Origin of the sequence: Rhodohalobacter sp. (assembly GCF_041686455.1) — a bacterium.
GTDB lineage: Bacteria > Bacteroidota > Rhodothermia > Balneolales > Balneolaceae > Rhodohalobacter.
Genome location: NZ_JAWLDW010000151.1, coordinates 1 through 5503 on the forward strand (window position 1 = coordinate 1; position 5503 = coordinate 5503).

A 5503-nucleotide genomic window follows, 5' to 3' on the forward strand; every position below is an offset into this window, starting at 1 on the left:
ATCAACCGATTGGTCTCCATTCAATTCGTTCATCTTCTCCGCCAGTTCAGAAACAGAGTTAGCCGTCACAATATCGATGCTTTCTCCCAGCAGCCGGTTCGTCAATTTCTTGTTTCCAAACAGAAGCGTTTTGATCACCTCCAGTCTCTTTTTATCCCTGAATGCCGTCATGTACTCCGATCCCGATACCGCCAATTCCCGCTCCATAATTTTCCGATTCATCACCTGCCAGGAGTATTTTCCTGGCTGTTTGCAGATCTGCTCTACCAAATAGCGTGTGTCGTACGAGGTCACAAGCGGAATCGGGCCTATTCGCTTTCCGTGTGCATTTACCCAAAGAGCTGATTTTGGTGGAATCAGGCTCAGCCCGTGGTGCGGTTTTCTGGGATTGGGATGATGAATCCCCGCAGCGTAGTGAAACTGCTTTTCGAGATGCGTTACATTTCCGCCGGCATTTTCCACGGATCGATGCATACCCCCATCCGCGTATTTGTGGGAACCGGTTAGTATTTTTTCAGGCGGATCACCCCACGGCTTGTACCAGTGCTTGCGAACTACATCCAGGTCACCACAGATACCGCCCGCAGCAATAATCACCGCACCGGATTCCACGCGGAATTTCGTTTGGTCCGCTTCAATTAAACCGTGACAGCCGGTTATTTCCCCATCCTGCGAATCCAAGTCCTCCACTTTATGATTGTAATGAATCGTCAGGTTACCACGATTGGGATGTTCATTCATATGATTAATCAGAGCTTCCATCAATCCGTGACCTGTTCCCCAGGTGATGTGCCAGCGCGGGACGGAATTCCCCGGTTTGAAGAGTCCGCGCTCCGGCCAGTTGACCATCGCCAGAAATGAAACTCCGCGATTTTTCAGCCATTCATAGATATACTCCAACGAACTGTAAGTATAAAACTCCGCCCACTTTTTCGGCCAGTCTGCATCTTCTTCAAACTCAGCGAAAGATGTCCAGTCTTTAAGCGCCAGCTCAGGTGTGTCATTGATCTTCATCCTTTTCTGCTCAGGTGTGCCGATCATACAGATGCCGCCAAACGACCACCTTGCCAGTCCACCCAGATTTTCTTCATCATCCCGATCCAGAATTAACACTTTCTTGTTCTGATCAAGGAGTTCAATAGCAGAAACTATCCCGGCAATACCCCCACCCACAATGGCTACATCCGCTTTGTAAAATTGATTACCCATAAATCACAATTCAATTTTTATATGTAGTCTGTAACAGTCCAAAAATTACTCTATAAACCAACAAAATATTCGTTTATGTCAAATCAGAGTTAACATGGTTATCCTTTTTGTTTCTCGTTAATTAGCGCAAACACATCCGCAGAACCTCGCAGAATTTCTGCGTACATCCGCGGGTAAATCTGCATAGCTCTGCGAGAATGGAATCAGATGTCATTTAATGCTATGTACTAATTTCACTAATCAATCTCGTTTTTGACAGTGGTGAATTAGTGTAATTTAATTTCATTACAACTATCAGACATATCACTCTACTTATTCTTAAACCGGCCAACATTTGAAAACAGTGTCCAAAACGAGATAAACAAAACAGCAAATAATCCGATCGAAACAGGCGACCCGAATGACAAATCAACCTCCGTAATACCTTCGATCAATCCGGCTATCAATCCACTTGTAAAACCGGCTGCAACGATCGTAATCACTAAACGCAACACTCGATCAATAAAATCAGTATTCGGATACTTCTCTGTAGAAAACTTTTCCTTAAGTGGAGACTCTTTCGACTCTGAACCGTTTCGATTCAGTTCATTATTCTCTTTCGACTTTTCTGTTTCCATATTTGGTTGATGTAAAACTCAATTTTCAAATTCAGAGTAATTGTTTTTCATTACATTAACAAAAATGTACCGATCGATTTGCCGGTACGTGTCGATATTATGAATGATTCAAATTTCCTGGAAAATGCTGAAAGTTGCTGTTGCTCAAATCACCCCTGTTTGGCTTGATAAAGCCGGTACCCTCAAAAAAGTAAAAGAACAGATCCAGCAAGCCGGAAAGGCTGAGGCCGACCTTGTTGTATTTGGAGAGGGAGTTGTTCCCGGATATCCCCACTGGATCGGTTATACTGACGGTGCCGCATGGGACTCAAAGGTTCAAAAAGAGATTCATGCCCATTACGCTAAAAATGCTGTTCAGATTGAAAGTGGTGATCTCAACGAGATCTGTCATCTTGCTCAGATCTATGAAATTTCGGTCTATCTGGGAATCATTGAACGCCCCGCCGATCGCGGAGGACACAGCCTCTATTGTTCCCTGGTCTATATTGATCAAACCGGTGAGATCAAATCGGTTCATAGAAAATTACAGCCGACCTATGAGGAGCGGCTGACCTGGTCTCCCGGAGATGGGAATGGATTACAGGTTCATCAGCTGGGAGAATTTACGGTGGGCGGATTGAACTGCTGGGAGAATTGGATGCCACTCCCCCGCACGGCACTCTATGGGCAAGGCGAAAATTTGCACGTGGCCGTGTGGCCGGGAAGCTACAGAAATACGCACGACATTACACGTTTTATCGCCAAGGAGTCGCGATCTTATGTGATCTCTTGTTCGGCACTTATGACCAAAGAGGATTTCCCAATAGACATTCCTCACTACGACCTGATTATGGAGAATGTGCCCGATGTGCTCACTGATGGCGGATCATGTATATCCGATCCCCGAGGTGAATGGGTGGTAGAACCTGTTCTAAACGTAGAGAAGCTGATAATAGCTGAAATTGACATAAACCGGGTTCTTGAGGAGCGACAGAATTTCGATCCAAGCGGACATTATTCACGTCCTGATGTAACTAAACTGACTGTGAATCGGGAGAGGCAGTCTGTGATTGATTTGAAGAACGAATAGTTATCAATTCTGCGTATTCACATTTGCAGTTCACTAATTACAACATATCATCAAGACAAATTCCACAATTAGCTTTTAGCCTGATTCTGATTTCTGTTTTCTCAGTTTCAGATATTCTAGCTCAGGACTGGCGTTTCTCCGCAGGCTACTCCATTCAAAATATTGGAATGGAAATTACCCCAAACAGTGAATACTACGGAACGATTGAGCCAACCCGAAAAGGCCTTATTGAAGTTGAGTTAGAGCGATATCTCCTCTACCGTCTCTATCTGAGCGGAACCGGATCTGTTTTGGTGAACAATGCAGAAAGTGCTTTTCATGGAGGTCCCATTAATTTTAATCGTACCGGTCTTGGATTGAACCTCGGCGTACAATGGAACAAGTTTGGGCTTTACACCGGAGTACATGGTGGTTATACATGGAATTTAAAATTCAAAAGTTATTCTGAAGATGATTTTGACACAAACCTATATTGGATTGAATCAAACCGGCAGTTAGATATTTTCAATGGTGGATACACGTTCGGAGCTAAATACTATCTGCTGAACAATTTCCGGATTCAGGCAGAGGTAAAGACTCATTTCTATACAAATCAGAATTTTGAACCTGCCTCAGACAGCGGCTTTATTCCGGCCGTTTCAGAAGTCGATTTCAGAAATCTGACTTTTGCAGTTGGCGTTTCTGTGAGTCTTCCCTGGTACAATCGAGAACAATTAAAAGAAGAGTCCCGGAACAGAAGTCCTTCAACATTAATGAGCGTGAGCGGTTTACAATTTGATCCACCTAAGAACGACGCGTTAATCACGTCCCATTTCGGTCCGCGCTGGGGTCGCTCTCACGAAGGTGTTGATCTGGATGCAAACCGCGGTGATGAAATCTTAGCTACAGCCGATGGAGTAGTGGAAGAGTTAAGCACTACGGCAAGCTACGGACGCAAAATCGTGCTTCGCCATGGCAGGGAATTCACAACGGTGTATGCCCATCTCAACAGTTTCAAAGTAAAAAAAGGAGAACGGGTAAAACGAGGAGAGATAATCGGAACGGCCGGAAGCAGTGGAGCGGTTACCGGAGTCCATCTACATTTTGAGTTGCGTCGTAACGGTGAACCCGTTGACCCACTAAACTACATACGATTTTAACTTCGAACTCTGTTATTGTAGTGTGTGAAATTGTAAAATCTATTCAATCTTTCAGATTTGCTTGATATCACATGCGGTTTTCGTATAATTAAATAGAAAAAATCATCTTCACGGAATCAGCTCTATGATCAATAAATTTACTATCTCAAACGTTTTTTTTGCTTCGATTTTAATTTTTGCTCTCACATTAAACGTAAGTAGTCTTCAAGGACAATCAGGACCTGAATTCGTTTTTGCCTCTGAAAACATTGATCCTGAGCGAATAAAAAACCTGGAGTCACTGATTGATCAGATGAACCGCAAAGGCTACGACCTGAAGGCTTTAATGGAAGATCCCCGTTTTGAATTGTATGATGGTATGACTGATCGGTTCACAAAGTCTGCGGAGCGAAAAACTCCCACGTTGGATGAATACAAAGTGATATTAGGATACGATGTAAAAAAACAAAATATCCTCAATTTCATTGAAGAAAACCGCGAGCAACTCAATCAAGCTGAAAAAGAGTACGATATTCCTAAGTATGTCATTGCGGCAATTATAGGAGTAGAGTCCGATTTTGGAAAAAACACCGGAAAATATAACCCACTGAACGCTTATGTTTCCATGATTGCGGAAAATTATAGAGCTGAATTTGCCACCGCGCAACTTGAAGAGTTGTTGAAATTTACATCTGATCGAGAGATGGACGTTTTTGAACTCAATTCCAGCTACGCCGGTGCTATGACCTTTGCACAGTTTATACCCTATTCTCTAAATCGATGGTGGGTCGGAAATGATCTTACGAGCATGGAAAATAATATCCTCTCTGTGGCGAATTATCTAGCTCACTTTAAAAACGTCACCGGAAGTGTGGAACGAGCCGTGTACCGATACAATCCATCACAGCTCTACACCAATGCGGTTCTTTCCCTTGCCTCAGATGCTGAAAAAATGTTTGATTAGTTTATAAATTCGTATAAGAAGTAAAACTTCTTCCTTTAGCATTTTATAGACAGACCTGTCAGGTTTTGGAAACCTGACAGGTCTTTTTTTTGAAACACAAATAAACTCCGCTTCACTAAGTTTCACGAAAAATCATTCACGCACTTATTCTCTTTTCTAACGATCCGCTTGTGGCGGATCAAATGTAATTAGCCTCGACTGAAAGTCGGGGAACAGCGTCAGTATCAAATTAAGAACCCCGAACGGGGTTCAATACCGCTGCTTCGTGATCCCTTCGAGCCTTTCTGTCTTTGAGGCAAATTCTTTTTTTCTTAAACAACACATTCAATCCATAAAAAAAGGACAGCCTGAATAAATCAAACTGTCCTTATTCTGTACGTTCTTGGAGTGGAAAAGACGCTGTCAGGAACAGGCTGTTGCCTGTACGCTGACAGGTCATAGAATTAATTCCCCAACATCTGTAATCCCGGTAGGCCTGTTGGCTCGGGCGACTGAAACGGAAACGGTCCGACTGTGTGCATTCTCG

Annotated in this window: 5 protein-coding genes; 3 read left to right on the plus strand and 2 right to left on the minus strand. The window is 43.3% G+C overall.

Annotation, left to right across the window (positions count from 1 at the left end; genetic code table 11):
- Positions 1–1209 (minus strand): FAD-dependent oxidoreductase (locus ACESM0_RS12470; RefSeq protein WP_372906536.1); only part of this gene is annotated, 1209 nt, incomplete at its 3' end.
- Positions 1210–1517: 308 nt separating this feature from the next.
- On the minus strand, positions 1518–1826 hold the full coding sequence (locus ACESM0_RS12475; RefSeq protein WP_372906537.1) for a hypothetical protein: 309 nt from the start codon (positions 1824–1826) through the stop codon (positions 1518–1520).
- 124 nt (positions 1827–1950) lie between these two features.
- On the opposite strand from ACESM0_RS12475, the gene ACESM0_RS12480 reads away from it, so the two are divergent.
- The 3 genes from ACESM0_RS12480 to ACESM0_RS12490 all read left to right on the plus strand — a co-directional run bounded on the left by ACESM0_RS12480 (position 1951) and on the right by ACESM0_RS12490 (position 4977).
- The gene (locus tag ACESM0_RS12480; RefSeq protein ID WP_372906538.1) at positions 1951–2895 is read left to right on the plus strand and encodes a carbon-nitrogen hydrolase family protein; all 945 of its coding nucleotides are present in this window, start codon (positions 1951–1953) and stop codon (positions 2893–2895) included.
- A 23-nt stretch (positions 2896–2918) separates the two neighbouring features.
- Complete coding sequence (locus ACESM0_RS12485) at positions 2919–4034, plus strand: M23 family metallopeptidase (protein WP_372906539.1); 1116 nt, start codon at positions 2919–2921, stop codon at positions 4032–4034.
- A 124-nt stretch (positions 4035–4158) separates the two neighbouring features.
- On the plus strand, positions 4159–4977 hold the full coding sequence (locus ACESM0_RS12490; protein WP_372906540.1) for a lytic murein transglycosylase: 819 nt from the start codon (positions 4159–4161) through the stop codon (positions 4975–4977).
- The last annotated feature ends 526 nt before the right edge of the window (positions 4978–5503 follow it).